General features: G+C 70.8%; 25 protein-coding genes, 1 tRNA gene and 1 pseudogene. 11 read left to right on the top strand and 16 right to left on the bottom strand.

Annotated features, from left to right (window positions below):
- The 3 genes and pseudogenes from G6038_RS07125 to G6038_RS07135 form a co-directional block, all read right to left on the bottom strand.
- Window positions 1-436: pseudogene (locus G6038_RS07125) on the bottom strand (lytic transglycosylase); the annotation flags it as partial.
- A 285-nt stretch (window positions 437-721) separates the two neighbouring features.
- Entirely contained in the window at window positions 722-1,876 is a 1,155-nt protein-coding gene (locus tag G6038_RS07130) for a cystathionine gamma-synthase (RefSeq protein ID WP_165036964.1), read from the bottom strand.
- Between the two features lie 70 nt (window positions 1,877-1,946).
- Window positions 1,947-3,332: a cystathionine beta-synthase gene (locus G6038_RS07135; RefSeq protein ID WP_165036966.1), complete on the bottom strand. Its 1,386-nt coding sequence runs from the start codon at window positions 3,330-3,332 to the stop codon at window positions 1,947-1,949.
- Between the two features lie 121 nt (window positions 3,333-3,453).
- On the opposite strand from G6038_RS07135, the gene G6038_RS07140 reads away from it, so the two are divergent.
- A complete protein-coding gene (locus G6038_RS07140; RefSeq protein ID WP_165036968.1) occupies window positions 3,454-4,416 on the top strand; it encodes an SGNH/GDSL hydrolase family protein in 963 nt (320 codons plus the stop codon).
- Here the strand turns inward: G6038_RS07140 and G6038_RS07145 are convergent.
- From G6038_RS07145 to G6038_RS07155, 3 genes are all read right to left on the bottom strand, one after another.
- The gene (locus G6038_RS07145; protein ID WP_029542200.1) at window positions 4,413-5,264 is read right to left on the bottom strand and encodes a Bax inhibitor-1/YccA family protein; all 852 of its coding nucleotides are present in this window, start codon (window positions 5,262-5,264) and stop codon (window positions 4,413-4,415) included. The genes G6038_RS07140 and G6038_RS07145 overlap by 4 nt on opposite strands.
- A 96-nt stretch (window positions 5,265-5,360) precedes the next feature.
- Complete coding sequence (locus tag G6038_RS07150; RefSeq protein ID WP_165036970.1) at window positions 5,361-6,506, bottom strand: methyltransferase; 1,146 nt, start codon at window positions 6,504-6,506, stop codon at window positions 5,361-5,363.
- The gene (locus tag G6038_RS07155) at window positions 6,500-6,859 is read right to left on the bottom strand and encodes a hypothetical protein (RefSeq protein ID WP_165036972.1); all 360 of its coding nucleotides are present in this window, start codon (window positions 6,857-6,859) and stop codon (window positions 6,500-6,502) included. The genes G6038_RS07150 and G6038_RS07155 overlap by 7 nt, the downstream gene beginning before the upstream one ends.
- A 161-nt stretch (window positions 6,860-7,020) precedes the next feature.
- Between G6038_RS07155 and G6038_RS07160 the strand changes: the two genes are divergently transcribed.
- Window positions 7,021-10,515 carry a serine/threonine-protein kinase gene (locus tag G6038_RS07160; RefSeq protein ID WP_165036974.1) on the top strand — a complete coding sequence of 1,165 codons (3,495 nt, stop codon included), beginning with the start codon at window positions 7,021-7,023 and terminating at the stop codon, window positions 10,513-10,515.
- A gap of 65 nt (window positions 10,516-10,580) precedes the next feature.
- The gene (locus tag G6038_RS07165; protein ID WP_165036976.1) at window positions 10,581-11,597 is read left to right on the top strand and encodes a magnesium transporter CorA family protein; all 1,017 of its coding nucleotides are present in this window, start codon (window positions 10,581-10,583) and stop codon (window positions 11,595-11,597) included.
- An 8-nt stretch (window positions 11,598-11,605) separates the two neighbouring features.
- On the opposite strand, the gene G6038_RS07170 is transcribed toward G6038_RS07165, so the two are convergent.
- A complete protein-coding gene (locus tag G6038_RS07170) occupies window positions 11,606-11,797 on the bottom strand; it encodes a hypothetical protein (RefSeq protein WP_165036978.1) in 192 nt (63 codons plus the stop codon).
- A 127-nt stretch (window positions 11,798-11,924) separates the two neighbouring features.
- Between G6038_RS07170 and G6038_RS07175 the strand changes: the two genes are divergently transcribed.
- Complete coding sequence (locus tag G6038_RS07175) at window positions 11,925-12,122, top strand: CsbD family protein (RefSeq protein ID WP_165036980.1); 198 nt, start codon at window positions 11,925-11,927, stop codon at window positions 12,120-12,122.
- A 72-nt stretch (window positions 12,123-12,194) separates the two neighbouring features.
- On the opposite strand, the gene G6038_RS07180 is transcribed toward G6038_RS07175, so the two are convergent.
- Complete coding sequence (locus G6038_RS07180; protein ID WP_165036982.1) at window positions 12,195-13,706, bottom strand: DUF4389 domain-containing protein; 1,512 nt, start codon at window positions 13,704-13,706, stop codon at window positions 12,195-12,197.
- 363 nt (window positions 13,707-14,069) lie between these two features.
- Between G6038_RS07180 and G6038_RS07185 the strand changes: the two genes are divergently transcribed.
- From G6038_RS07185 to G6038_RS07195, 3 genes are all read left to right on the top strand, one after another.
- Complete coding sequence (locus G6038_RS07185; RefSeq protein ID WP_006935784.1) at window positions 14,070-14,213, top strand: hypothetical protein; 144 nt, start codon at window positions 14,070-14,072, stop codon at window positions 14,211-14,213.
- A gap of 275 nt (window positions 14,214-14,488) precedes the next feature.
- On the top strand, window positions 14,489-15,190 hold the full coding sequence (locus G6038_RS07190) for a type 1 glutamine amidotransferase domain-containing protein (RefSeq protein WP_165036984.1): 702 nt from the start codon (window positions 14,489-14,491) through the stop codon (window positions 15,188-15,190).
- Window positions 15,191-15,283: 93 nt separating this feature from the next.
- The gene (locus G6038_RS07195) at window positions 15,284-15,433 is read left to right on the top strand and encodes a hypothetical protein (RefSeq protein WP_165036986.1); all 150 of its coding nucleotides are present in this window, start codon (window positions 15,284-15,286) and stop codon (window positions 15,431-15,433) included.
- 18 nt (window positions 15,434-15,451) lie between these two features.
- On the opposite strand, the gene G6038_RS07200 is transcribed toward G6038_RS07195, so the two are convergent.
- Entirely contained in the window at window positions 15,452-16,945 is a 1,494-nt protein-coding gene (locus tag G6038_RS07200) for an amidase family protein (protein ID WP_165036987.1), read from the bottom strand.
- Window positions 16,946-17,088: 143 nt separating this feature from the next.
- Between G6038_RS07200 and G6038_RS07205 the strand changes: the two genes are divergently transcribed.
- The gene (locus tag G6038_RS07205) at window positions 17,089-17,268 is read left to right on the top strand and encodes a hypothetical protein (RefSeq protein ID WP_165036989.1); all 180 of its coding nucleotides are present in this window, start codon (window positions 17,089-17,091) and stop codon (window positions 17,266-17,268) included.
- 32 nt (window positions 17,269-17,300) lie between these two features.
- Here G6038_RS07205 and G6038_RS07210 read toward each other — a convergent pair whose 3' ends face one another.
- Entirely contained in the window at window positions 17,301-17,471 is a 171-nt protein-coding gene (locus G6038_RS07210) for a hypothetical protein (protein ID WP_165036991.1), read from the bottom strand.
- Window positions 17,472-17,834: 363 nt separating this feature from the next.
- Here G6038_RS07210 and G6038_RS07215 point away from each other — a divergent pair, with 363 nt between their 5' ends.
- A complete protein-coding gene (locus tag G6038_RS07215) occupies window positions 17,835-19,430 on the top strand; it encodes a DUF1254 domain-containing protein (RefSeq protein ID WP_165036993.1) in 1,596 nt (531 codons plus the stop codon).
- Between the two features lie 152 nt (window positions 19,431-19,582).
- Window positions 19,583-20,080, top strand: a complete 498-nt coding sequence (locus tag G6038_RS07220) for an SRPBCC family protein (RefSeq protein WP_165036995.1) — start codon at window positions 19,583-19,585, stop codon at window positions 20,078-20,080.
- 72 nt (window positions 20,081-20,152) lie between these two features.
- Here G6038_RS07220 and G6038_RS07225 read toward each other — a convergent pair.
- The 6 genes from G6038_RS07225 to G6038_RS07250 form a co-directional block, all read right to left on the bottom strand.
- Window positions 20,153-20,229 (bottom strand) — tRNA-Leu (locus tag G6038_RS07225).
- 68 nt (window positions 20,230-20,297) lie between these two features.
- On the bottom strand, window positions 20,298-21,257 hold the full coding sequence (locus G6038_RS07230; RefSeq protein ID WP_165036997.1) for a Ppx/GppA phosphatase family protein: 960 nt from the start codon (window positions 21,255-21,257) through the stop codon (window positions 20,298-20,300).
- Window positions 21,254-21,781 (bottom strand): DUF501 domain-containing protein, encoded by a 528-nt coding sequence (locus G6038_RS07235; RefSeq protein ID WP_165036999.1) that lies wholly within the window; start codon window positions 21,779-21,781, stop codon window positions 21,254-21,256. The genes G6038_RS07230 and G6038_RS07235 overlap by 4 nt, the downstream gene beginning before the upstream one ends.
- Window positions 21,778-22,440, bottom strand: a complete 663-nt coding sequence (locus G6038_RS07240; RefSeq protein WP_165037001.1) for a septum formation initiator family protein — start codon at window positions 22,438-22,440, stop codon at window positions 21,778-21,780. The genes G6038_RS07235 and G6038_RS07240 overlap by 4 nt, the downstream gene beginning before the upstream one ends.
- Window positions 22,441-22,450: 10 nt before the next feature.
- Window positions 22,451-23,737 (bottom strand): phosphopyruvate hydratase, encoded by a 1,287-nt coding sequence (gene eno / locus G6038_RS07245; RefSeq protein WP_165037003.1) that lies wholly within the window; start codon window positions 23,735-23,737, stop codon window positions 22,451-22,453.
- A gap of 153 nt (window positions 23,738-23,890) precedes the next feature.
- Window positions 23,891-24,652 (bottom strand): lytic murein transglycosylase, encoded by a 762-nt coding sequence (locus G6038_RS07250; RefSeq protein WP_165037005.1) that lies wholly within the window; start codon window positions 24,650-24,652, stop codon window positions 23,891-23,893.
- Window positions 24,653-24,791: 139 nt separating this feature from the next.
- Here G6038_RS07250 and efeU point away from each other — a divergent pair, with 139 nt between their 5' ends.
- On the top strand, window positions 24,792-25,670 hold the full coding sequence (gene efeU / locus G6038_RS07255; RefSeq protein WP_165037102.1) for an iron uptake transporter permease EfeU: 879 nt from the start codon (window positions 24,792-24,794) through the stop codon (window positions 25,668-25,670).
- Window positions 25,671-25,684: the final 14 nt, after the last annotated feature.

The raw sequence follows: 25,684 nt of genomic DNA on the forward strand, positions 1-25,684 counted from the left end.
GCCCCCACCCGCCGCTGCCCGTCGCCCCGGTCGCCGGCGCCCCGAACACCGACGGCCGTCCCGCCGGTGCCGCCGGCGCCAGCACCGACGGCACCTGTTCGACCACGGCCTGCACCGGGTTCTCCACCGGCGCCGGCGGCGGCTCGAGCACCGCCGCGGCCTCCGCCGGCAGGTGCGGCATCAGCGCGTCCTTCGCCGCCGACGTCGCGTCCGCCACGGCCTGCTCCGCCGCCGGACGCATCGGCTCGGGCAACCCCGCCACCAGGTCGGCGACCTGTCGGTCCGTGGTCGCGGCGGAGGATTCGGTCGATGCCTGGAACGACTCGACCGCCTGCGTCACCTGTTCCTTGATCTGCTCCGGGATGTCCGCCCCCTGTACCAGGGCACTCGCCGCCGTGGCCACCGCCACAATCACCGCCGACGGGTCAACTGACATACGCGAACTCCCCCATCCCTCTGACGACCGACTTCACCGTACTTGTGATCTCCGTCACCGGTGCGGTTTCGTTACTTGGATATCACCCGCATGCAAGAACGTGTTCCAGTTTCACACTTGTGACGCGCCACACAGCGAACTCGAAGTTACATCAACAGCGGAGGCGGCGCTCGATCACCCGTCGTCAGAGGGGTCGACCGGGCGGTTCGGGGGTCGACCGAGCGGTTCCTGCGGCAACTGAGAGAAGAGACGTCCATCCGCCGCCTCGCCGCAGTCACATCCGGGTTACGCCTCCAGTGCCTGCTCGATGTCCGCGACGAGGTCGGCGGCGTCCTCGATGCCGACGGACAGGCGTACCAGGTCTTCCGGGACCTCGAGCAGCGAGCCGGCGGTCGACGCGTGCGTCATCGCGCCCGGGTGCTCGATCAGCGACTCGACACCACCGAGGGACTCCGCGAGGGTGAAGATCTCGGTGCGTGCGCAGAAGTCGAGGGCGGCCTGCTTGCCGCCGGCCAGGCGCAGCGAGACCATGCCGCCGAACCGGCGCATCTGCTTCGACGCGACGGCGTGGTCGGGGTGTGCCTCGTGGCCGGGGTAGATCACCTGGGCGACGGCGGGATGCCCGTCGAGCAGCTCGACGATCTTCTCGGCGTTGTCGCTGTGCCGTTCCATGCGCAGCGCCAGCGTCTTGATGCCGCGCATCGTCAGGTACGCGTCGAACGGGCCCGGGACGGCGCCCGCACCGTTCTGCAGGAACGCGAACTTGGTGTCGAGTTCCTCGTCGTTCGTGACCAGCGCGCCGCCGACCACGTCGGAGTGGCCACCGAGGTACTTGGTGGTCGAGTGCAGTGCGACGTCGGCCCCCAGGGCGAGCGGCTGCTGCAGGTACGGCGACGCGAACGTGTTGTCGACCACGATCTTCGCCCCACCGGTGTGCGCGACGTCGGCGAGCGCCGCGATGTCACCGATGTTGAGCAGGGGGTTCGTCGGGGTCTCGACCCACACCAGCTTGGTGGTGGGCCGCATCGCCTCGCGCACGGCGTCGACGTCCGAGATGGGCGCGGGCGTGTACTCGATGCCCCACTGCGTGAACACCTTGTCGATCAGCCGGAAGGTGCCACCGTAGGCGTCGTTGGGGATCACGAGGTGATCGCCGGGCCGCAGCACCGAACGCAGCAGGCAGTCGGTAGCGGCCATGCCGGAGCTGAAGGCCCGGCCGAAGGTGCCCGCCTCGATGGCCGCGAGGTTCGCCTCGAGCGGTCTGCGGGTGGGGTTTCCGGTGCGGGCGTACTCGAATCCGCCGCGCATCCCGCCGACGCCGTCCTGCGCGAACGTCGAACTCGCATAGATGGGGACGTTGACGGCGCCGGTCGCCGGGTCGGGATCGTATCCGGCGTGGATCGCTCGGGTGGAAAATCCGTGGCTGCGCTGCTCACTCATGCCGCTCAGCCTAGTCGGGGACGGAACGACGACGGCCCGGGGAACACCCCCCGGGCCACCGTCGCGGCCGCTACGACCCGGCGCTGATGAACCCGAGCAGGTCGTGGCGGGTGATCACCCCGACGGGCTTGCCGTCGTCGATGACCAGCAGCGCGTCGGTGTCGCCGAACGCCTTCGTGGCGGCGGCGATCGACTCGCCGACACCGATCAGCGGCAGCGACGGGCTCATGTGTTTCGCGACGGGGTCGGCCAGCCTCGCGCGGCCCTCGAAGACGGCGCTGAGCAGCTCGCGCTCGCTGACGCTGCCCGCGACCTCACCGGCGGTGACGGGCGGCTCGGCGCCGACGACCGGCATCTGCGAGACCCCGTATTCGCGCAGGATCTCGACGGCGTCGCGGACCGTCTCCGACGGGTGCGTGTGCACCAGGGCGGGCAGCTCCCCCGACTTGCTGCGCAGCACGTCGCCGACGGTCGAATCGTCCGGCTTGCCGTCGAGCGGGGCCCGCAGGAAACCGTACGAGGCCATCCAGTTGTCGTTGAAGATCTTCGACATGTAGCCGCGCCCACCGTCGGGAAGCAGTACCACGACGAGCGCGTCCGGCCCCTCGCGTTCGGCAACCTTCAGGGCGGCGACGACGGCCATGCCGCACGACCCGCCGACGAGCAGACCCTCCTCGCGGGCGAGACGGCGGGTCATGTCGAACGAGTCGGCGTCGGAGACGGCGATGATCTCGTCGGGGATCGACGGGTCGTAGGCGCTCGGCCAGAAGTCTTCGCCCACACCCTCGACGAGGTACGGGCGACCGGTGCCGCCGGAGTAGACGGAGCCCTCCGGGTCGGCGCCGATCACCTTGACCCTGCCGCCGGAAACCTCCTTGAGGTAGCGGCCGGTGCCGGTGATGGTGCCGCCGGTGCCGACGCCGGCGACGAAGTGGGTCACCTTGCCGTCGGTGTCGCGCCAGATCTCCGGGCCGGTGGTCTCGTAGTGGCTCTCCGGGCCGGCCGGGTTGGAGTACTGGTCGGGCTTCCAGCCGCCGGGCAGCTCCCGGGCGAGCCGGTCGGAGACGCTGTAGTAGCTGTCGGGGTGCTCCGGGGGCACCGCGGTCGGGCACACCACGACCTCGGCACCGTACGCGCGGAGCACGTTGCGCTTGTCCTCGCTGACCTTGTCGGGACACACGAACACGCACTTGTAGCCGCGCTGTTGCGCGACGAGCGCGAGACCGATGCCGGTGTTGCCGGAGGTCGGCTCGACGATGGTGCCGCCCGGTTTCAGCGCACCCGAGGCTTCGGCGGCGTCGACCATCTTGACCGCGATGCGGTCCTTGGAACTGCCACCGGGGTTGAAGTACTCGACCTTCGCCGCGACCAGCCCCGAACCCGGCTTCGTCACCGAGTTGAGCTTGACCAGCGGCGTGTTTCCGATGAGACCGACGACGGAATCCGCTATGCGCATTCCTCCATGGTCTCAGATGGCTCGGTGCGACGTCGTTCCGGCTGCTCGAGCGGCGCATTCGACGCACACTGGACACGGCAACTCCAGGGTGTGGTCGTCCCCGTCGGAAAGGTGTTCTCCCGTGCCCCGAACGTCCTGGCGCGCCGCGGCGCTGGCCGGCGCGACGGCCGTCGCCGCCGGCTCCGGCGCCGGCGGCGCCTCGTGGCTGACGTACACGTACCTGATGCGCCAGGCGACGGCGGCGAGAGGCGTCATCGGCCGCACCTGGGCGAAGCCGCCCGAGGCGGACGGGGTGTACCTGCCCGGAGCGCAGTCCCCGGTTCCGTGGCGCAGCGACGTGCCGTCCGACCTGCACCTGATGATCTTCGGGGATTCGACGGCGGCCGGCCTGGGCTGCGCGAGCGCCGCCGAGGTGCCCGGGGTGCTGCTGGCCCGCGCTCTGGCCGACGAGTCCCGTCGCCGGGTCCGGCTCAGCACGAAGGCGATCGCGGGGGCCACCTCGCGGGGCCTGGCGGGGCAGGTCGACGCGATGTACGTGGCGGGCCCGCCGCCGGACGCGGCCGTGATCCTGGTCGGCGCCAACGACGTGACCGCGAAGCAGCCGCTGCATCGTTCGGCGCAGCGGCTGGGCTCGGCGGTGCACCGGCTGCGCGCCGGCGGCGCCGTCGTGGTCGTCGGCACGTGCCCCGACCTCGGGGTGGTCGGTGCGATCCCCCAGCCGCTGCGCACGGTGGTACGGACGTGGGGGCGGCAACTGGCCCGCGCACAGGCCGCGGCGACGCGCGCGGCCGGTGGGCATCCGGTGCCGCTGGCCGACCTGTTGACGCCCGAGTTCCTCTCCGCGCCGGACCGCCTGTTCTCCGCGGACGGGTTCCATCCGTCGGCCGCGGGATACGAGCTGGCGGCCGGCCACCTGCTGCCGGTGCTGGCCGCCGCGCTGGGCCACTGGGCGGGCGGTCCGGTGCCGGAGCCGCCGCTGACGTCGTCGGCTGCCCGGCTGTGGCTGCCCCGGACGCGCCGCGGGCCCCGGGAACGGCTGTTCCCGGGGCCCGCGGCCGGCACGGTGGCCGGAGAGCTCGGCTAGTCGTTCTGGAAGTACGACAGCAGACGCAGGATCTCGACGTACAGCCAGACCAGGGTGACGGTCAGACCGAAGGCGACGCCCCACGCGGCCTTCTCCGGCGCCTGGGCGCGGATGAGTTGATCGGCGGCATCGAAGTCCAGCAGGAAGCTGAACGCGGCGATGCCGATGCAGACGAGGCTGAAGACGATCGCCAGGGTGCCGCCGTCGCGCAGGCCCAGGCCGCCGTCGACGAAGAAGCTCGCCACCAGGTTGCCCAGCGCCAGGACGAGGACACCGATCAGCGCACCGACGATCATGCGGGTCAGGCGCGGGGTCACGCGGATGGCTCCGGTGCGGTAGACGACGAGCATGCCGAAGAACACGCCGAACGTGCCGAGCACCGCCTGGACGATCAGGGTTCCGCCGCCGGCGCCACCGAAGGTGATGTCGGTGAACATGAACGACAGCGCACCGAGGAAGAAGCCCTCGGCGACGGCATAGGCCAGGACGATGGCCGGGTTGTCCATCTTGCGGCCGAAGGTGGCCACGAGGACCAGGACCAGGCCGATGAGACCACCGCCGATGACGAACGGCGCGGCGAGGTTCACGTTGCCGTTGACGAGGACGTAGGAGATCAGCGCCGAGATCGCCAGCACGCCGAGCGTGATGCCGGTCTTGGTGACGACGTCGTCGATCGTCATCGACCGCTCGGTGGTGGGCCGGGCCCAGGGGTCCGCCTGCGCGTACTGCGGCTGGCCGAATTGCTGGGTGACCTGCGCGGCGCCCGCCGTCGCAGAGCCGAACGTGGCGTATCCGCCGCCCTCTTGCTTGGGCAGGTTGCGGAACACCGGGTTACTGGTGGTGCGCACCGTGCACATCCCTTCTCGTGGTCGGTTCTGTCCGTTCAACGATCCGCGGACGCCGGGAGTTCCCCGGACCGGAGCCGAGCACGGACAAACCGGACTCTACCGGGTGCGCACGGAGCGGGTCACGGTGAACTTACGGTTGCGTCCTGCAACTTCTGTGCGGCCGACCGTCCGTTGCAGCATCCCACGATAGTTCAGGTGGGTGTTGTAGACGGTCCACAGTTCCCCGCCCGGGCGGAGCAGCCGGGCCGCCGCGCCGAACATCTTCACGGCCGCGCCGGTGTGCACGGCGGCGCCGACGTGGAACGGCGGATTGCACAGCACCACGTCGACGGAGGCGTCCGGCAGCGACCCGGCGACGTCGTCGCGCAATACCTCGACCCGGTCGGCGACATGGTTCGCGGCGGCGGTGGCGGCGGCCGACGCGACCGCCGCGGCCGACTGGTCGGTGGCGATCACCCGCAGCCCGGGGAACCGCCGGGCCGCCGCGACGGCGAGGATGCCGGTGCCGCAGCCGAGGTCGACGGCGGTCTTCGCGTCGTGTGGCAGCCGGGGCAGGAAGTCCAGCAGGAAGCGGGTGCCGATGTCCAGGCGGGAACCGGCGAACGCGGCACCGTGCGCGACGACGGTGAGCCCGACGTCGGGCACCGTCTCGGTCACCGGGTAGGTCGGCTCGGCGACGATCGGGCCGCGGGCGGTGAGCACCCGCGACTTCTGCCGGCCCCGGGAGGCACGGACCTCGGTGAAGCTCCGGGCCAGCACCTCGTTCATTGCGGGCGTGATGTGCTTGTCGCGGCCACCGGCGAACACCGTCACGCCGGAGTCGGCGTGCCGGGCGACGGTCTCGGCGATCTCGGTGAGCGCGGCGAGCGACCGCGGCAGCTGCAGCAGCACCACCCGGGAACCGGTGAGCAGATCGGCACCGAGACCGTGCACGGCGAAGCGGTCGGACAGGCCCTCGCGCGCGGCGTTCGCGGCCAGGGCCCGCTCCCCCACCACCGAGTCCTGATGCACCCGGATCCCCGCCGTGGAGTACCGCACGGCGACGCCGAGGGTGAGGGCGCCGTAGTGGTCGTCGATCACCGCGACGGTCCCGGCCGGCGCCGCGGCGAGCGCGGCGTCGGCTTCGTCGAGGATCAACCTGTCGGCGGCGTCGACGGCGACCAGGTTGGGCGCCTCCACGTCCGGGAGGCGCCGCAACCGGCCGAACAGCTCGTCGCCGGCAGCAGAGTCGCCGGTCAGCACTGCCCCTTGCCGGCGTTCTCGATGGCGCGCAGCGTTTCCGCCTGCTGTTCCTCGCTCAGCTCCGCCCACCCCGGCAGCGACTGCTGCGCGTCGGCGACGGAGGTCGCGGCCTGGGTGCGGTCCTGCCCCCAGGATTCGAGCTGGTCGAAGTACGGCACCAGGGCGCTGCAGATCTGGTCGTAGCTCTGGCCCAGCTCGATGCCGGTGCTTCCGGTGACCTGACTCGTGCTCGGCGCGGCGGTGGTGGACTCGGTGGTCCCCTCGCCTGCGGAGCCGGAGTCGCCGGACGATCCGCAGGCCGCCGCGAGCAGCACCGCACCCGTACCGAACAGCGCCGCGAGAGTCTTCTTCATCGTTTCCCAATTCCGATCGCAGTGTCGTTTCCCGGAGTTTCCGGCCGTCGTTGCCGGGTGACCCGGCCGGACAACGGTAATGGAGAACCGGCGATCGATCCGTGTCGTGCCCGCCACACCCGGGACTATCCTGGAGGAATCCACGTGAGGTGAGTGCCCCGATGGCAGAGAACGATCCGCTCGCCACCCGGCGAGCCCCGGTCTCCCCCGCCGGCGCGGCGGAGAACGAGACCGTCGAAGATCTGCGCCTCGCGGGGTTCGCGGACGCAGCGGAGATCGGCCGCGGCGGTTTCGGGGTGGTGTACCGGTGCCGGGAGACGGCACTCGACCGCACCGTCGCGGTGAAGGTGCTCACCGCGACGCTCGACGCCGACAACCTCGAACGGTTCCTCCGCGAGCAGCGCGCGATGGGCCGGCTCTCCGGGCACCCGCACATCGTCACCGTGCTGCAGGTCGGCACGACCGGCAGCGGCCGGCCCTACCTGGTGATGCACTACCACCCGCACGACTCGCTCGAGGCCCGCATCCGCCGCTACGGGCCGCTGCCGTGGCCGGACGTGCTGCGGATCGGTGTCAAGCTTTCCGGCGCGCTCGAGACGGCGCACCGGGCCGACGTGCTGCACCGCGACGTCAAGCCCGCGAACATCCTGCTCACCGAGTACGGCGAACCGCAGCTCACCGACTTCGGCATCGCCCGCATCGGCGACGGCTTCCGCACCTCGTCGGGTGCGATCACGGGCTCCCCGGCGTTCACCGCGCCGGAGATCCTGGCCGGCACGCCCCCCACCCCGGCCGCCGACGTCTACGGCCTGGCCGCCACCCTGTTCTGCGCGCTGACCGGGCACGCGGCGTTCGAGCGGCGCCGCGGCGAGCAGGTCGTCACGCAGTTCCTGCGGATCACGACCGAACCGGTCCCGGATCTGCGTGGCACCGGCGTCCCCGACGACATGTGCTCGGCCCTCGAGCGCGGCATGGCCACCGAGCCGGATGCCCGCCCGCAGTCCGCCGCGGAGTTCGGGGAGCTGCTGCAGCAGGCGCAGGAGCGGGGCGGCTGCGACGTGGACGAGATGGCGCTGCCCGTGGACGCGGACGGGCACGGGCCGCTGCCGGTCGCGGGGACCATGCACACCACCGGACCGCACCCCACGCCCACCGCGATCACCACGCCGCCGGTGCCGGTGACCCGGTTCCGGCCGCAGGCACCCACCCGGCCGCTGGTGGAGCGCACCCGGCTCATCGACCGGCTGCGCCTCGGCCGGCGCCGCCGCCTCGTCGCGATCCACGCCCCGACCGGGTTCGGGAAGTCGACGCTGGCCGCCCAGTGGCGGGAGGTACTCACCGCCGAGGGTGTCGCGGTGGCGTGGCTCGCGGTCGACCGGGACGACAACAACGTGGTGTGGTTCCTCACCCACCTGATCGAGGCGTTCCGGCAGGTGCGCCCCCAGTTCGCACGTCAGCTGCGGCAGGTGCTCGAGGCCCACGGCGACGACGCCGAGCGGTACGTGTTGTCCACCCTGATCGACGAGATCCACCGGGAGGAGACGCCGGTGGCCCTGGTGATCGAGGACTGGCACCTCGTCACCGCCCCGGGGACCGTCGCGGCACTGGACTTCCTCCTCGACCGCGGGTGCCATCACCTGCAGATCGTGGTGACCAGCCGGAGCCAGGCCGGGTTGCCGCTCAGCCGGCTGCGGGTCCTCGACGAACTGATCGAGATCGACTCGGACGCCCTGCGTTTCGACGCCGAGGAATCCGACGCCTTTCTGCGCGACGTGAGCGGCCTGGACCTCGAGCCCGAAGACGTCCGCGGCCTGACCGACGTCACCGACGGCTGGGTCGCCGCGCTGCAACTGGTGTCGTTGTCGCTGCGCGACAGTGAGGATCCGACCGACCTGATCGAGAACCTCTCCGGCCGGCACCACGCCATCGGCGAGTTCCTCGCGGACAACGTGCTCGACACCCTCGAGCCGGAGTTGTACGAGTTCCTGCTCGCGACGTCGATCACGGAGGAGATCACCGGCAGCCTCGCCACCGCGCTCACCGGCGAACCGCACGGGCAGGCGATGCTCGAGCAGATCGAGGAGCGGGACCTGTTCCTGCGCCGGGTCGACGACGAAGGCCGCTGGTTCCGCTACCACCGGCTGTTCGCGGACTTCCTGCGCCGCCGGCTCGAACGCGATCACCCCGAGCGCGTAGGCGTGCTGCACCACGCTGCCGCGGAATGGTTTGCGCACCAGCACATGCTGCGCGAAGCCGTGGACCATGCGCTCAGCGCCGACGAGCAGGAACTCGCGGTCGAGATGGTCGCCGCCGACGGGATGCTCCTGGTCGAGCACTCCCACATGACGACGCTGCTGGCGCTGGTCGCGAAACTACCGCCACGCGTGGTGGCGGCACATCCGCAGCTGCAGATGACCGTGGCGTGGGCGAATGCGTTGCTGCAACGGGCCGACCAGACCCGCGTCGCCCTCGCCGCGGCACGGGGATGCCTGAGCTGCTGCAACGCGGCCGAGGAGGACATCGCGGTCCTACAGGTCGAGGCAGACGTCGTCGACGGTGTCGTCGCCGTCTCCACCGACCACACCGCCGGCGTCGCGGACAAGGTCGCGCCGTGCCTGGACGACCCGGACGCCTTCCGGCCCTGGGTGGTGTCCGTCGCGGCGAACGTGGCGACCTTCGTGGACGTCTACCGGTTCGACTTCGAGTCCGCTCGGCGGCGGCAGCGGTGGGCCGAGCCGTACCACCGGGCCACCAACGGCCCCTTCAGCCTCGTGTACGGGCTGTGCCTGCTCGGCATCGCGGCCAACGAGCAGCTCGACGTCGCCGCGGCCGAAAGCCACTTCCGCGCGGGGTTGCGCGCGGCCCGCAAGGGGGGCGGCATCCACACCCATGCCGCGCGCCTGGCCGCCGCCATGCTCGGGGAGCTGCTCTACGAGCAGGGGCGGATCGCCGAGGCCGAAGCCCTGCTCGACGAGAGTCACGAGCTCGGAACCGAGGGCGGCGTACCGGACTTCATGATCGCCCGCTTCGTCACGGCCGCGCGGCTCAAGGCGCTGCGCGGTGACCGCGCCGCGGCGGCGGCACTGCTCGACGAGGGAGCGCGGGCCGCCGACGACTACCGGTTGCCGCGGCTGCGCGCCCGGGTGATCAACGAACGCATGCGGCTCGGCCTGCCGGTTCCGCCACCCGTCCCGCGGGAGATGCCGGATTCCGACGCCCCGGATCCGGACGGCATCGCGGAGATCACCGCACAGGTGGAGGATGCCACCGCCATCCGTCTCCTCTACGGCACGGGCCGGCCCGAGGACGTGTCCCGGGCCTGCGACTGGGCCCGGCTGTGGCATCGCCGGGTCTCCGGCCGCGGCCGGTACCGCGCCGAACTCCAGGCCGCGCGGCTGCTGGTGGCGTGCCTGCACGCGGCCGGACGTCTCGAGGAGGCCCAGCACGTGCTGGCCCCCGCGGTGGCCACGTGTGGGCGGCTCGGCATGCTCCGCTATCTCGTCGACGGCGGAGCCCATGTGGTGTCGGTTCTCCCGTTGCTCCGCGACCGGCTGCGGACCCTGCTGTGGCCCCCGGACTGGCCGGCGGTGGACGAGGCCTTTCTCGACGAGATGCTGCGGCTGGCGGAGACCGGCGGCACGAGCACCGCGCTCTGAGCGCCACCCTCCGGGTACCGGCCGTCGGGGCACGCGTCGGCGGCCGGGTAGGGCAGACTGCGAGCGTGACCGCTGCTGTTCCCGACCACGTCCGCACCCGGCTCTGGCACCACGGACGGCTCGTCGCCGAGAACTTTCCGCTGGCCGAGGTCTCCGAGCACCTTCAGGAAGACGGGGCCCTGGTGTGGGTGGACCTGCACGATCCGACGCACCGCGAGCTGTCCGCCGTCGCGGACGAGCTGGATTTCGATCCGCATGCCGTCGAGGACGTGGTGGCGCACGGGGAACGCACGAAGGTCACCCGCTACGCCACCCACACCTTCATGACGATCTACGCCACGTCGCTGGCGGACGAGAGCGAGCCGGCCGACGCGCACGGGTCACGGCTCCGGACCACGCGGGTCTCGGTGTTCGTGGTCCCGCGCGGCCTGGTCACGGTGCACCGGGGCACCGGATTGGACGTCGTGGAGGTGATGCGGCGCTGGGACGACAACTCCGATCTGCTCCGGCACGGCACCGCCGCATTGCTGCACGGGCTGCTCGACGTCGTCGTCGACGGTCAGTTCGAGACCATTCAGGGGCTCGACGACGCGATCGAGGAACTGGAGGACCGATTGTTCGACGAGCGCGCGCACATTCGCGCGCTCCAGCGTCACACCTACCGGGTACGCAAGGAACTCGTCCAGCTGCGCCGGGTCGTGCTTCCGATGCGTGAGGTGGTGGCCACGGTGATGCGGCACCGGGCCGAACGGGGCAACTCCGTCGAGCTCGACGGCTGGTACACCGACCTGTACGACCACGTGATCCGCGCGACGGAGTGGACCGAGTCGCTGCGCGACATGGTCACCACGGTGTTCGAGACCAACCTCTCGCTGCAGGACGCGCGGCTGAACACGGTGATGAAGAAGCTCACGGGGTGGGCCGCGATCATCGCCGTGCCCACCGCGGTGACGGGCTGGTACGGCCAGAACCTGCCGTACCCGGGCTTCGGGCAGTGGAGCGGGGTGATGTCGAGCACCGCGATCATCGCCGGGTCGGCGGGGATGCTCTACATCGTGTTCAAGCAACGCAACTGGTTGTGACGGGCGCGCTACGAGGTTCCTTCGGTGTCGTCGAAGAACCGCCAGTCGTGGTCGCCCTCGACCTTGACCTCCATGCGCCAGCCCAGCTCGCTGTTGTCGGCCTTGGAGTCCACGAACCAGGCGTGCGCGTCGTCCGCGCTCTCGATGTCCTTGGTCGCCACCACTTCGCCCTTGGGGTCGATCACTCGGTAAGTAGCCATGCCCGGGGCTTTCCCCGGTGACGCGGCGCCCAAACCCGCGGCGCGGGGATTGGGTTGGCGCGGGGGATTGGGTTGCAGTGCGGTGGGGTAACCGGCAGCGGAAGCGACCACGGACGAAGGAGGAGACATGGCTGATTTCATCGACAAGGCCAAGCACAAGGCGGAGGACGTGTCCGGCCAGGCCAAGGAGGGCGCGGGCCGCGCGACCGGCGACCGTGACCTCGAGGCGGAGGGCCGGGGCGACCAGGCGTCGAGCGGCCTCAAGCAGGCCGGCGACAAGATCTCCGACGCCGCCGGCAAGGTCAAGGACTCATTCAAGAAGTAGTGCCGCGGCACGCCCGGACGCGCGTGGCCTCGTCGACCCTGTCGACGAGGCCACGTCTCATGTCCGGGACCGTCAGCGCCCCTCCCCGGGGCGGGCCTGCTCCCCGGAGGTCGCGTCGCCGTACTGCTCCTTCGAGAGCGGGATCTGCGTGCGGGTGGAGCCGTGTTCGGGCGAGAGGTCGTCGCGCGGCCCCTCGGGTCCCGCGTACTCGTGCAGTTCCCGGGGACCCTGGTCGAGCCGGAACGGCGGGTACTCGTCGCGCAGCAGGGCCGCGTAGGCCCACACGCGGAATCGCCAGCGGTTGATGCCCACGACGAGATCGAACACTCCGCTCGGGTAACGGGCGGTGAACAGCAGGGCGATCGCTGCGACGAGCACGAGAATGCCGAGCAGCGACCACGAGTAGGTCCACACCGCGTCGTCCCAGTCGTCGCCGTTCCCGGACGCCGCGGTGGCCCCACCCCCGACGAGCACGGCGAGGATCAGATAGTGCGGGACGGCGAGCAGCCACCACTTGACCAGCACCAGCCCCCGGGAGAGACGTTCCGGGTAGGGGACGTCGAAATCGGCGGGATAGTCCGTGCGGTGCAGCGTGAAGGGCGGATACCGGTCGGTGCCCAGGGCCGCGTACGTGTAGAACCCGACGCGCCACCACCACCGCATCACCCCGACGTTGAAGTCGAACAGCGGCCGCGGGTAGCGGCCGGTGAACAGGATCGCGAAGCCCGCGACGATCGTCGTGACGAAATGCGCGATCGCGAGGAAGAAGAGCACGATGTAGTGCGGGATCGCCAAGAGCCACTTCACGAGCCACAGCCCGCGCGACGGCGCGTCCGGATCGCCGCGCAGCATCACCGGATAGGCGCCCGGGGCGACGGCTGCGGGCGGCGGAGCGTGCGCCGAGGGCGGGCCGTGCCGGCCGAGTCCCACCGCTCCGAGGACGAGCAGCGGCACCCCGATCACCAGTAGCACGAGCCCGCTGATCAGCAGCCACAGCGCGAGCGGTCCCAGGAACGGGAACTGGGCGCCCGCCTGCAGGTCCACCGCCACGCCCGGGGTGGCGTCGGCGTTCATCACGACGATCGACCACACCCCTTCCTGGAATTCCCAGCGCAGCTCCTGGGTTCCCGGGCCGGAGGCCGACGCGGCCCAGAAGTCCTCGTCACCGGGCACCCGGGCAGGGTCGTCGCCCGGGATCTCGCGATACTCGGCGCGGAACGGCTCGAACCGGACGTCGGTGAGCTCGGCGTGCGCGACGCCGGACAGGAAGGCGTCGACCTCCGCCTGCGGGCCGATGCCGACGAACACCGGCCGGCCGGGATCCTCCGACGCCGCACGCAATCTGAGCCGGCCGAGGTCCTCGGCGCCGAAACCTGTCGGCGCGTCGTCGAAGACCAGGTCGATGCGCTCGGAGACGAGGGCGCTCGAGTCGGTGCGGAAACGCTCGGTGGGAGCGGTGAACCAACCGTCGTCGCGCTGGACGAAGTATCCCCAGCCGAGCACTCCGGCGGCGACGAGCAACGCCAGGCCGAGCATCGACAGCAGGACGCCTACAACGAACATGACGATCTTGCCGGCCTTCATAGCGGCCTCCGATTCGCAGTGTCGTACACGCGGTCCGCACTCACCGTAGACGCCCTCGAACAGGACGAACAAGACTTTGCCCCACCTCGTCGCGCCGCACCCCGCGACACGTCACGCACAGGTTCCATACGCGTAACGCATCGGCCACCTCCCGCCGTGTAGGGTGACTGCATCGACGACACGTCTCGGTCGATCGCTTCCGATCGGGCGAGTACAGCGTGATTTCGGTCGAGCACCACCAACCGAGCCTGTCCCGTGACCGTCGTACCCGCATACCGGGTACGGGTGTAGCGGCGGCAGCGTCGGGGTACCACAGCTGCGGCTCCGCCGCCCCGACCCGGCTCGCCGGCCCGAAAGGACATCATGCACAACGAAACCGAGTTCCAGACGCCGCTCTTCGTCGAGCCCACCACTCCCGGCGACGAGGGGAACACCGAGCCCGTCGCGACCTCGCAGCCGCCGAGCGGTCCGTACGACTACCACGGCATCTTCTCCGCCCGGGCCTGACCCGCGTCACTGCCGGACCGGATTGCGGGATGACAAGCCCGCCAGACGATCCCGGCGGTCTTTCTGCCCTGGAGGCCCGTGCGAAGGGCCGCCGTCCGGAGGGCGTACAGTGGACGGCGGCCGGTGGGGAAGACCCGGCCACGCGAACGCCCCGGCCCTGCGCCGGGGCGTTCGTCATTCCGGGCGACGTTCGGTCGGCGATTGGAATCGGCCGGGAACGGGAACGCAGTCCGGGGGTCGCCCACGACCCTTTCCCGACCGGAAGGACTTCAATCATGACCAAGGTGCTGTTCGTCGTCACCGGAGCCGATCACTGGACGCTGGCCGACGGGACGCGACACCCCACGGGGTTCTGGGCCGAGGAGCTGATCGAGCCGTACCGGGTGTTCACCGACGCCGGATTCGACATCACGTTCGCCACACCGGGTGGTCGCACCCCGGTCGTGGACGAAGCCAGCCTCGCGCCCGACGCCGCCGGAAGCGAGGAACGCAGCGACGAACTGCGGCAGACCCTCACCGACCTGAAGCCGGTCCTCGACTCCCCCACCGTGCTCGAGGACGTGCGCGCCGAGGACTACGACCTCGTGTTCGTCCCGGGTGGGCACGGCCCGATGGAGGACCTTGCCGTGTCCGAACCGTTCGGCCGGCTGCTCGGGAACTTCCTGGACGCCGACAAGCTCGTCTCCGTCGTATGCCACGCCCCCGCCGCACTGCTGCCGGCCCGACGCGCGGACGGCGTCTGGCTCTTCGACGGGTACCGGATGACCGGCTTCACGAACGAGGAGGAGACGCAGGCCGGGCTGGCAGAGAAGGCGCCGTGGCTGCTCGAGGATCGCCTCCGCGAGAGCGGCGCCCAGTTCTCCACGGGACCGGCGTGGCAATCGCACGTCGTGGTCGACCGCCGCCTCTACACCGGGCAGAACCCGGCGTCGTCGCGTGAGGTGGCGGAGCGGGTGGTCGAGGCGACGAAGAACTGATCTCGACCCGAGCGGCGACGCTTGTCGCCATGACCGAGCCGGTGCACGGGTCGTCACATTGCGGACATACCGGTCACCCGGTTTCATAGAGGGGTGCGCCGGCCGTGGAAGTGGAACAAGGAAGAGCCGTTCTTCGGAGACCCCGAAGAGCCTCGTGGCACGGCAGCGATCGTCGTGATGATCGCGGTCGTCGTCGCGGTGGGGGCCGTGCTGTTGCTGACGGCGGGCGCGCCGCTGCCCTGACGCGTGGCCGACACTCCGTCAGGCAGCCGCCGCCGACAACGGTGGTTGCCGATCGAACCACGGTCGCGCCCGCTCGAGTTCGGCCGCCAGGGACAGCAGCAAACCCTCCCCGCCCAGGGGCGCCACGAACTGCACCCCGAGCGGCAGGCCCGTCGTCGTCCAGTGCAGCGGCAACGAAATCGCCGGCCTTCCGGTCAGATTCGCCAACTGGGTGTAGGGCGTCCGACCGAGGTTCTCGTCCACGATGCGGTCCATGACGCCCACCCGGCGGACGACCCCTCCCAGATGTGCCGCGAGGAGGACGCGACCGGCGGCGCGGACGACGCGGGGGGTGGTCAACTCACCGATCCGCGCCGGCGGGAACGCGAGCGTCGGAGTCAGCAACAAGTCGTACGTCTCATGGAAGGCCGCCAACCGGCGGGCGTATCCGTTCCACCGCTCGAGCGAGGCGAGGTACTCGGACGGCCGCACCGAGTCCCCGAGGGCGGCGAGAAGGCGGGTGTCCATCTCGAATCCCTCGGGACCACACCCGGTGAGCCGACGGGCCCGCCGGATCTCGACGGCCACCCCCGCGAACCACATCGTCAGGAAATCCACTGCGAGGCGACGTTCGTCGACTCCGGTGGCCGCCGGTTCCACGTGGTGCCCGAGTTCGCCGAGCAGGCTCGCCGCATCGGCGACGGCCGCGACGGCCTCCGGATCCACCGGCGTACCGAGCGGCGATTCCGTCGCGAATCCGATGCGGAGCCTGCGGGGTTCTACCGACGCCGCAGAGGAGTACGAATACTCGGGCATGGCAACCAGATACGGCCCCGCCGGGTCCGGACCGGCGAGCACGTCCAGCATCGCCGCCGTGTCCCGGACCGTGCGAGTCACCACCCCGTGGGTGACGGCTCCGTGCAGGAGTTCACCGAACGCGGGACCACTCGGAACCACGCCACGTCCCGGTTTCAGGCCGACCAGCCCGCAGCACGCCGCCGGGATACGGATCGAACCGCCGCCGTCGTTCGCACCCGCCGCCGGCACCACCCCCGCTGCCACCGCGGCGGCCGAACCCCCGGAGGATCCGCCCGGGGTGTGCGCGGGATTCCACGGATTACGGGTGGGACCGTTGACCTCCGGCTCGGTGATGCCCTTCGCTCCGAACTCGGGTGTGTTGGTCTTCCCGAAGATCACCAGTCCCGCCCCGAGCCACCGGTCCACGACCAGCGCGTTGCGCTCGGCGGGCAGTGACGCAAGGGCGCGGCTGCCACTTCCGGTGGGCGTCCCGGCGACGTCCTGCAACAGGTCCTTGACCAGGAACGGCACCCCGGCGAACGGACCGGTGAGCGGTTCGCGGGTCCGGGCACGGGCACGCTCGTCGAGCCGGTACACCACCGTGTTCAGAGTCGGCTCCACAGCGTGGAGTCGGCTCAGCGCCGCATCGAGCAGCTCCCCCGCGTCGACCTGCCCGCTCGCGACGAGCCCGGCAAGGCCCACGGCATCGAAACGACGGTATTCGGCGTAGTCCACGGCTCCGCCTCCTCGGGAACCCGGCTGGCCTCCTCATTCTCTCGCCGGGGCCTGCGCGAGGGGAGCGCTTTCACGCGAGTTCGCACGGCCGGGTTCGGCCGAATGCGGCCCGATCGGGACGAGCGCCTGCAACGATTTTGACTATGAAGCACTTTCGGATAGTCAACGAGGACGGGTCCGTCGTCGACCAGCAGCCGTTCGCGACCGAGGACGAGGCCCTGGCGTGGGCGCACACGCATCCGCGGGCGGGAACCCCGGGATGGACCCTGGAGGAGCAGGTCGACGCCGACTGGGAGAAGCGGGAGAACTCCGAGCGGACCTGACCGCAGCGGGCCGGGCTGCTCGGGCGGTGGATTCAGTCCTCCTGACGCTTCGCCCACGTCAGCACGAGCTTCGGCTCTTCCGAGTTGGACGAATCGAGTTCCAGCGTGGCGTCTTCCGGGGCGCCCGCGAGGAACGCACGGACGATGCTCATCGTGACCGGGGTGCTGAGGGGCAGAACGGCACTTTCGGTTTCGTTCGACATACACCGAACGTATCGTCATCGCGGGCTCGCCGCCGGGCGAGACGAGCGGTCGTCCGCCTCCGTCAACGCTCGCCGGTAGTCATGAGCGTCCGGCGACGGAGCCGCCGACAACGGCGAGCGCCCGGTCGGCCGGCTGTCAGGACAGCAGCAAACCGTCGCCGTCGGCCCCATGTTGCGTGCAGGTGATCCGACGAATGCGCCGCGACCAGGGCCTTTGTCTGGGACGATGCCCGATGGGAGCACTTCCGGATCGTGCACGAGGGCGGCCCCGGCGTCGACGAGCAGCCGTTCGGTCGAGGTCCGAGACCGGCGCGAGATCCGCACCCGCCGGCACTCCACCGATTCCGAGAGGAGACCGACATCATGGACGAAACCACGCGGCCTTCGGAGCAGGTTCTGAATTCGATCTCGACACCCGGGGAAATCGAGACAGCTTTCGGCAAGCTGGAGTTCCCGCTCGGTAGGCCGACCGAGGAGACCACGAAACGGATCTACGACCATCTCGACTACCTGCATGCCGTCAACGCGTTCCTGAATGCACTTCCCGGAGTCAACACCTGGGCGATGCGCAAGGGGTATCTCGATGCGGGCATCCGGGACAACGACGTCGTCGTGTGGTCGGGGATGTTGGACTCCGAGACGATCCTGCTCGGGGGAAGTTCCGACTCCCTCTACTTCTCCACGTTCGCGGACCTGACCGACGGCCCCCTGGTGGTGGAGATCCCGCCGCTCACATTGACGTTCATGAACGACATGTGGGCACGCGGGGTGACCGACGGCGGAATGGGGGGCCCGGACCGCGGCGCCGGCGGGAAGTACCTGTTGCTACCGCCCGGCTACGAAGGCCCCCTACCGGAGGGCGGGTTCTTCGTCAGCCGCTGCAGGACGACGCGGATCTTCGTGTGGGGACGGGCGTTCCTCGAGGACAACGACCCGAAGCCAGGGGTCGAACGGATCAAGGAGACGATGCGGATCCACCGCTACATGCCGGGAGGCTACGGTACGAGCATCGGAGCCATCGTGACCGGTGGTCCGGCCCCTGCGCTCCCCTGGACTGCAGAAACCTGGGCTCCCCGGATCGAGAAGCCACCTGCTCCACGGTTCGTCGAGGGAACCGGTCTCTCCATGAACACCGTCAATCCCAACGACAGTTCGTTCTACCAGTTCGCGAGTGACCTGGTGAGCGACCAGCCCGCAGAGGCGCTCGATGCCGAGATCGCCGGCGAGCTCGCCGCGATCGGGATCGTCAAGGGCAAGCCCTTCGAGCCGGACGCGCGGATGCGGGAGATCCTGACCGAGGCAGCCGCCGTGGGCAATGCGATCGCACGCACCCTCACCTTCCGCCCGCGCACGGAGGACGGGGTCCACTACTACGGGGAGTCGTCGCAATGGGTCAACGGCCTGTTCGCGGGCGGCTACGACTTCATGACCCCGCCTGCGGAAGTCACCGACACGGGAATCCGGCCGTACCCGTCCGACGGCGCACGGAAGCTTCATCTACGCACCCAGTTCTTCTACCTCGCCTGGGGAATCAGCCCGGCGATGTGCATGCGGATCACGAACCTCGGCTCGCAGTACCTCGTCGCGGCCGCGGACAGAGAGGACCGCACCCTCGACGGCGCCAAGCACTACAAGATGTCGCTTCCCCCCGGTATCCCGGCCGCCAGGTTCTGGTCCCTGACCGCGTGGGACAACCAGACCCGGTCCATGCTCGACACACCGCAACGATTCTCGAAGGTCGGCAGCCAGGCCTACCCCCGCCCGGCTGCAACCGCCGATCCCGACGGGTCGACGACGGTGCACTTCGCGCCCGACCTCCCCGACGGCGTACCCGATGGCAACTGGATCCAGACGACGCCGGGCAGGGGATGGTGTGTGTGCCTGCGGCTCTACAGCCCGCTGGAACCGTTCTTCGACAAGTCCTGGCGCCCCGGGGGGATCGAAGAAGTGGAGAACTGAAGCGATCACGCCGTCGACGCTGAGCACCTGTTGCTCTTCACCCAACGACGCACCTCGCCACACCGGTATCGCCGCGAGGGGACATCGAGGACTTCGAATAGCATCGGCACAGCGTCACCGTCGGATATCGATTCGAGTTCCCGAGGAGCCTCATGCGTCTGCGTGATACCCCGACCGTCGAGGTCGCCGAACGTCTGGCCTGCAGTCCGGAGCAGGCCTGGGCGCTGGTCACCGACATCGAGCTGCCCACCCGTGCCGACGGCGAACTGCAGCGGGTGGAATGGCTGGACGGGGCGACCGGGGTCGCCGTCGGCGCCCGATTCCGCGGGCACAACGCCAGCCCACGGATGGGCGAATGGTACACCGAGCCGGAAATCATCGAGGTCGAGGACGGTCGCCGCTGGGTGTGGCGGGTGGGGCCGGCGGAAGCGCCGGTGGCTGTCTGGGGCTTCGAGGTCGAATCCGACGGCGACGGCGCCATCGTTCGACAGTGGGCCAAGGTGGGCACCGGCCGCTCACCGCTCTCCGATTTCATCGAGCAGCACCCGGACAAGGAGAGCGCGATCCTCGCCCACCGGATGGCCGTGTGGCGAGACGGGATGGCGGCCAACCTGGCGGTGCTCGCGCAACTCGCCGGCTGCAACGCCTGACGCACCAGGTGGCCGCTGGCGGGGCACTGCTCCCTGCTGGGCGTGCCGATCGCGGGGATCTCGGCGGGAAGGTGGTGCCCCCAGTCGGACTCGAACCGACACTCGGCGGATTTTAAGTCCGCTGCCTCTGCCAATTGGGCTATGGGGGCGCAAGAAGAGAGGGTAGTGCGTGGTGTCCTTCCGGACCCGGGCAGGTCCGGAAGGACACCACGGCGACCTACGCGATCGACAGCGCGATCCCGTCGAGGATGTCGTGCTCGCTGACGACGAGCTCGCCGATGCCCGCGCGAGGGCCGAGTTCGTCGGCCAGCACGGTCGTGACGACGGCCCCACCGCCGATGACGTCGACACGTCCGGGGTGCATCGGGCCGAGCGCCGCGCGCTCGTCGTGCGTGGCGGCGAGCAGGCCGTCGCACACCTCGCGCAGCCGGTCGAAACCGACGGTGGACAGGTGCACGCGCTCGGGGTCGTACTCCGCGAGGTTGTTCGCGAGGGCCGCGATCGTGGTCATGGTGCCGGCGACGCCGACCCAGGTGCGGGCCGGCTCGACCGGCACGTGCGCGAGCGCCTCGGCGATCTTCTCCCCCGCGAACTCTCGGGCCGCCGCGATCTGTTCGGCCGTGGGCGGGTCGTCGTGCAGGCACCGCTCGGTGAGCCGCACGCAGCCGATGTCGGTGGAGTAGGCGGCATGCACACCGTCGGCGTCGCCGAGCACCACCTCGGTGGAGCCGCCGCCGAGGTCCACGACGACGAACGGCCCCCGGGTGGGGTCGAGTTCGCCGACGGCGCCGGTGAAGGACAGCCGCGCCTCCTCGTCGCCGGTGATGACCTCGGCCTCGGCACCGGGGATCACCGCACCGAGGACCTCGCGGGTCATCGCGAAGAAGTCGTCCCGGTTGGCGGCGTCGCGGGTGGCGGAGGTCGCGACCATCCGCACCGCCTGCGCGCCGGTCTCCCGGATGAGGCCGGCGTATTCGACGAGGGCGACGCGGGTGCGTTCGATCGCCTCGGGGGCGAGCCGGCCGGTGGCGTCGACGCCCTGCCCGAGCCGGACGATGCGCATCAGCCGCGTGACGTCGGTGAGCCGGCCGTCGTCGCCGAGGTCGGCGATGAGCAGGCGGATGGAGTTGGTGCCGCAGTCGATCGCCGCGACGCGGCGGGCGCCGACGGCGGTCACTCGGTCTCCCCGCGCAGCTCGGCGTAGGTCGGCCAGTCCGCAGGGACGGCGGTACCACGCAGGCCGGCGTCGGCGGCGAGGGCGACGGCCTCGTCGCCGAACGGGTTCACGCCCGGCCCCTTGGCGAGGGAGTGCGCGATCAGCACGTGCAGGCACTTGACGCGGTCGGGCATGCCGCCGCCGCTGAAGTCGGTGCCGAGCGATTCGATGGCGTCGCGTTCGGCGAGGTAGGACTCGTGGGCCCGCCGGTACGCGGCCGCGAGGTCGGGGTCGGCGGTGAGCCGCTCGGTCATCTCCTTCATGACCCCGGCGGACTCCTGCCGGCTGGCCTCGGCGGTGAGCCGCGGATCGGTGAGGTAGAACAGCGTCGGGAACGGCGTGCCGTCGGGCAGTTTCGGCGCGGTCTTCACGACGCCGGGGGCTCCGTCCGGGCAGCGGTAGGCGATGGCGAGGACGCCACGCGGGACCCGCCCGAGCTGGGCGGCGACGGCGTCGAGGTCTTCCTGTGCGACGGGATCGGTCACCCGGTCGGTTCTCCTGGTTCTGGGGGCGCCACCGGCATCTGCCGCGGCACCGGGGCGGGTTCGGGTTCTGGCGCGGGAACGGACACCGACTGCCACAGGTCGCTGTACCAGGCGCCGGTGGAGGGCAGTTCCTCGGTCTGCTCGGTGACCGGTTCCTGGTAGTCGCCGGGCAGTTGCACCTGGTAGGGAGTTTCGCCGGGCATGACGAACCGCAGCCGTTCGCGGGCCTGGGCGCGGATCCACGCCGGGTCCTCGATCTGCGCCTTCTGTTCGCGGAGCGCCACTATCTCCTGCTCGAGCTGTGCCCGTTCCGCGGCGACCCGCTCGGCCTCGGAGCGCTGGCTGACGTACGTGCGCAACGGAACCGCGAGGGTCAGGGCGAGCCCGCACACCACGAGGGCGAGGACGACGGCACGGCCGGTGGACAGGCCGAAGAAGGTGCGCTCGGCACGGGCCGGCCGGGATTCGCGCGGCGTTCCGACGCGGGTGGGCCGGGCCCGCCCCGAGGCGCCCCCGGTGCGGGCACCGGGGGCGTCGGCGGGCGGTTCCGTCGAGGCGGTAGGTCCGGCCGGGCGGGCCCGCCCGGGCCGCCGGACGCCCGGCACACCCTCGGTGCGGGTGCGCCGGGCACCGGGCCGGGACCTGCCGCGCTGGCTCATGCGGGTGCGCTCAGCCCTCGATGGTGAAACGCGGGAACGCCAGTTCGCCGGCGTACCGGGCGGCGTCGCCGAGCGACTCCTCGATGCGCAGCAGCTGGTTGTACTTGGCGACGCGCTCGGAGCGGGCCGGGGCACCGGTCTTGATCTGGCCGCTGCCCACGGCGACGGCGAGGTCGGCGATGGTGGTGTCCTCGGTCTCGCCGGAGCGGTGGCTCATCATCGACTTGTAGCCGTTGCGGTGCGCGAGGTCGACGGCGTCGAGGGTCTCGGTGAGGGTGCCGATCTGGTTGACCTTCACCAGCAGCGCGTTGGCGGCGCCCTTGACGATGCCTTCCTCGAGGCGCTCGGGGTTGGTGACGAACAGGTCGTCGCCGACGAGCTGCACCTTGTTGCCGATCTTGTCGGTCAGCGCGACCCAGCCGTCCCAGTCGTCCTCGCTCAGCGGGTCCTCGATGGACACGAGCGGGTACGCCGAGAGCAGCTCGTTGTAGAAGTCGGCGAGCTCGTCCGCGGTGCGGTCCTTGCCCTCGAACTTGTAGCCGGTGCCCTCGGTGTAGAACTCGGTGGCGGCGACGTCGAGCGCGAGCGCGACGTCGGTGCCGAGCTTCAGGCCGGTCTTGGCGACGGCCTCGCTGATGAGGTCGAGGGCTTCCTTGGTGCCGGCGACGTCGGGCGCGAAGCCACCCTCGTCACCGAGCCCGGTGGCCAGGCCGCGGCTCTTGAGCACGGACTTGAGGGCGTGGTACACCTCGGCGCCCCAGCGCAGGGACTCCTTGAAGGTGGGGGCGCCGATCGGGGCGACCATGAACTCCTGCACGTCGACGCCGGTGTCGGCGTGGGCACCGCCGTTGAGGATGTTCATCATCGGCACGGGCAGGATGTGGGCGTTCGGGCCGCCGAGGTAGCGGAACAGCTCGAGTCCGGAGGACTCGGCGGCGGCCTTGGCGACGGCGAGGGACGCGCCGAGCAGGGCGTTGGCGCCGAGCCGGCCCTTGTCGGGGGTGCCGTCGGTGTCGAGGAGGGCCTGGTCGACGGTGCGCTGTTCGGTCGCGTCGAGGCCGATGATCGCCGGGGCGATCTCGCCGAGGACGCCCTCGACGGCCTGCTCGACGCCCTTACCCAGGTAGCGTTCGCCACCGTCGCGCAGCTCGACGGCTTCGTGTTCACCGGTGGACGCACCGGAGGGCACCGCAGCGCGGGCGAAACTTCCGTCGTCGAGCAGCACCTCGACCTCGACCGTGGGGTTACCACGCGAATCGAGGATCTCGCGGGCTCCTACCTGCTCAATGATGGCCACTGGCTGATTCTCCTTCGATGGACTTCACGCTGCGGGGTCTGCACGCTGGGAACAGCCTAACCGCCCCGACCTGCGCCCGAAGCACGGCGCGCCCCGCGGTGGCGGCCACCGGCCGCTCGCCCGGCCGGGAGGCGGACGGATCGGACAGCCGCGTCAGGGCCGACGGCCCACCCCGTACGCGGCGGCGCGGTCGCGCACCAGCGCGAGGTATTCGCCCGAGAGGTTGTAGGCCGTGAGCGCCCGCGTCCAGCCTTCGGCGGTGGTCAGGTCGCCGCCCCGGTCGCACAGGTACCGGCCGGCGGTCAGGGCCGCGTCGTCGATGTTGTCCGGGTCGGCGACGCCGTCGCCGTTCGCGTCCACGCCCCAGCGGAACCAGGTCTCGGGGATGAACTGCATGGGCCCCACCGCCCGGTCGAGAACGGGGTCGCCGTCGAGCCGGCCGCCGTCGGTGTCCCGGATCTCGGCCAGTCCGGGACCCCCGTCGAGGGGCACGCCGCGGATGGGCGGGTCGACGCGTCCGCCGGGGGCGATGCTCGCGCCGTTATACCGGCCGTGCCGGCTCTCCACGCTCCCGATGCCGGCGAGGGTCGTCCATGCGAGTCCGCAGTCGGGGCGCGAGGCGGCGAGCACGGCCGCGGCGTGACCGTAGGCCTCGAGCGCGGTGCGGGGGATGCCGAGCGCCTCGGCCTGCGGTGCCGCCCAGTCCCGCAACTGGTCGGCGGTGCGGCCGGGGGCGTCGACGTCGATCGCCGGGACCGCGGTTCCGGGGGCGGGCGGGACGCCGTCGGGGATCGGGATGCGCGGCTCGCGCGGGCTCCAGACGGCCACGCCGACGGCCACCAGGATCACCGCGGCGACGGCGGCGAACAGGACGCGCGGCCACGGTGAGCGTCGGCGCGAGGCGGCAGGGGGCATGGTTCCCATCATCCATATCCCCGGCAAAGCGCAGGTAAAGGGACCAAGGCCCCTGTTGACGTCGTCCGGACCGGGTGTATGTTTTCGGCTTGCATCACCTAAGAGAGGTTCGCCTCACCTAACTGTTGGAGTCATGCCCATGTCCGCACTCGCCGCGAGCTCCGGGGCCCCGTCGATCGCTACCCAGCTGGTCGGCTCCGGCCTCATCGGGCTCCGCGAGGGCCTCGAAGCGGGCATCGTCGTGATGATCCTGGTCGCCTTCCTCGTCAAGGCCCAGCGCCGCGACGCCCTGAGGTGGGTATGGCTCGGCGTCGGCACCGCCGTCGCCATGGTCGCCGCGACGTTCGGGATCATCCACTTCGGCACCACCACCCTCACCGGCCTCGCCGCCGAGGTGGCCGCGGGCCTCGCGTCGCTCGCCGCGGTCGTGATCGTGACCGCCATGGTGCTGTGGATGCGCAAGGCGTCGCGGTCGATCTCCGGGGACCTGCGCTCCGGAATGGAGAAGGCACTGCTCGCGGGACCGGCGGCGGTGCTCACCCTGTCGTTCGTCGCGGTCGGCCGTGAGGGCCTCGAGACCGCGCTGCTCATGGTCGGGTACGCGGAGAACACCGCCGGCAGCGCCTGGCCCCTCGTCGGCCTGCTCCTCGGCATCGGCGTGGCCGCCGGACTCACGGCATTGATGTACCTCGGGGCGATCCGGATCGACATGGCCCGCTTCTTCACGTACACCGGCGCCTTCCTGATCGTGGTCGCGGCCGGCATCCTCGCCTACGGCCTGCGCGCCCTCCAGATCGGCGGCGTCCTGCCCGGGGGCTCGAACCTCGCCTTCGACGTCTCGGCCCACTACGACGCCGACAGCTGGTACGGCACCGTGCTGGCCGGGATCTTCAACCTCCGTCCGGACCCCACCGTCCTCCAGGCCCTCGCGTGGGTGAGCTATCTCGTCGTCGTCCTGTACCTGTTCCTGCGTCCCGTCGCGCCGGCCCGCACACCCGAACCGGCCGTCGCCGTCTGACCCCTCCCCTGTTC

Source organism: Rhodococcus sp. 14C212 (assembly GCF_011058195.1).
GTDB lineage: Bacteria > Actinomycetota > Actinomycetes > Mycobacteriales > Mycobacteriaceae > Rhodococcus > Rhodococcus aetherivorans.